Annotated in this window: 2 protein-coding genes; one reads left to right on the top strand and one right to left on the bottom strand. The window is 71.7% G+C overall.

The window, feature by feature from the left end:
* Positions 1–646 (top strand): hypothetical protein (locus ACXJKL_RS20280; protein ID WP_457208798.1); only part of this gene is annotated, 646 nt, incomplete at its 5' end.
* Positions 647–716: 70 nt separating this feature from the next.
* Here the strand turns inward: ACXJKL_RS20280 and coaA are convergent.
* On the bottom strand, positions 717–1,700 hold the full coding sequence (coaA, locus tag ACXJKL_RS20275) for a type I pantothenate kinase (protein ID WP_457208797.1): 984 nt from the start codon (positions 1,698–1,700) through the stop codon (positions 717–719).
* Positions 1,701–1,850: the final 150 nt, after the last annotated feature.

Raw genomic sequence — 1,850 nt, 5'->3', positions numbered from 1 at the left:
TGACTGCGCGACCCTCCGGGTGTCGGTCCCGCGCGGGGTGAAGGCGATCAGGGCGCCGGGACTGGACGTACGCCGCACACGGCGGTGGCGACCGGAGGACCTTGCCCCCGCCGGGGTGCCGCGGACCCGCGTCGAGGTCGCGGCGGTCCGGGGCGCGTTGTGGGCCGTGTCGGACCGGCAGGCGGCGCTGCTCCTGACGATGCCCGTTCAGCAGCGACTGACCACGGCGGAGTCGATCGGTCGCGCGCTCCTCGACGTACGCCGTGACAAGCGGCGGGCCCTACTGCACGCCGTGGTCCTGGACCTGATCGGGGGAGTGCGCTCGATCGGGGAGCTGGACTTCGCGCGGGAGTGCCGGATGCGGGGAATGCCGGAGCCGACGCGGCAGAGCATCCGCCGGGGGCGCGACGGGCGCTACTACCTCGACGTCGAGTGGGCGGACCACGGCCTCGTGGTGGAGATCGACGGCGTGCACCACGACGAGGCGGGGACCGTCGTGCCCGACGCGCTGCGGCACAACGAGGTCGCCCTGGGCGGCTCGGTGGTGCTCCGTCTTCCGCTGCTGGGCTGGCGGGTGGCCAGGGACGACTTCATGGAGCAGGTCGAGCGGGGACTTCGTGCCCGGGGCTGGGTGCGCGTCGCCTGACCCCCGACGACGTCATGGAGAGTGGTCGTCCCGGCAACCACTCTCCATGACGTTGCGAGGGCCGGAGGGCTCAGAGCTTGCGCAGGCGCACGTAGCGCACCGAGTGGTCGGGGTCCTTGCGCAGCACGAGGGTGGCCCGGGCCCGCGTGGGAGCGACGTTCTCGACCAGGTTGGGACCGTTGATGGCGTCCCAGATCCGGCCGGCCTCGCTGCGGGCCTCGGACTCCGAGAGCATGGCGTACTTGCGGAAGTAGGAGAGCGGGTCCTGGAACGCCGTCTCGCGCAGCCGCAGGAACCGCTCGACGTACCAGCGCTTGATGTCGCCGACGGCCGCGTCGACGTAGACCGAGAAGTCGAAGAAGTCGCTGACGGCGAGGCCGGCCCTGCCGTCGTCGCGCACCCGCGCAGGCTGGAGGACGTTGAGGCCCTCGATGATCACCACGTCGGGACGCTTGACCACCACCTTCTCGCCGGGCACCACGTCGTAGACGAGGTGGGAGTAGATCGGCGCCTCGACCTCGTCCTTGCCGGACTTGATGTCCACGACGAAGCGCATCAGGGCCTTGCGGTCGTAGGACTCCGGGAACCCCTTGCGGTGCAGGATGCCGCGCCGCTCGAGCTCGGCGTTGGGGTGCAGGAAGCCGTCGGTCGTGACGAGTGCGACGTTGGGGTGCTCGGGCCAGTGGGCGAGCATCTGCTGCAGCACGCGGGCGGTGGTCGACTTGCCGACCGCCACGGAGCCGGCGAGACCGATCACGAACGGGGTGCGCGGCGGCTGCTGGCGGTGCAGGAACTCCTCCTGGTCGCGGTGCAGCCGGCCGGCCGAGGCGACGTACAGCGACAGCAGGCGAGACAGCGGGAGGTAGACCTGCTCCACCTCGTGGAGGTCGAGGGCGTCGCCGAGGCCGCGGAGCCGGGTCACCTCCTCGGGCGTGAGGGGGTTCGCGGTCTCGCGGGCCAGCGCGGCCCAGGCGGCCCGGTCCAGCTCGACGTAGGGAGAGCTCTCGCTCGCACCGAGGAGGCCCTCCCGCTCAGCGGCACCGGCAGCGGACATGCGCAGGATTCTTGCACCGGCGGCGGGGCGGGGCGTGACCGGCACGCTTGCGTAGACTCCTCACACATGTGCGGAATCGTGGGCTACGTCGGTGACAAGCAGGCGCAGGGCGTCGTGATCGAGGGCCTGCGGCGACTCGAGTACCGGGGG

This window comes from Nocardioides sp. P5_C9_2, assembly GCF_054049555.1.
This window is presented reverse-complemented; position numbering and strand designations above follow the sequence as displayed.

Coding starts and splice junctions, on each gene's coding strand:
- coaA (WP_457208797.1), bottom strand. CDS start 1,700: ATGTCCGCTGCCGGTGCCGCTGAGCGGGAGGGCCTCCTCGGTGCGAGC.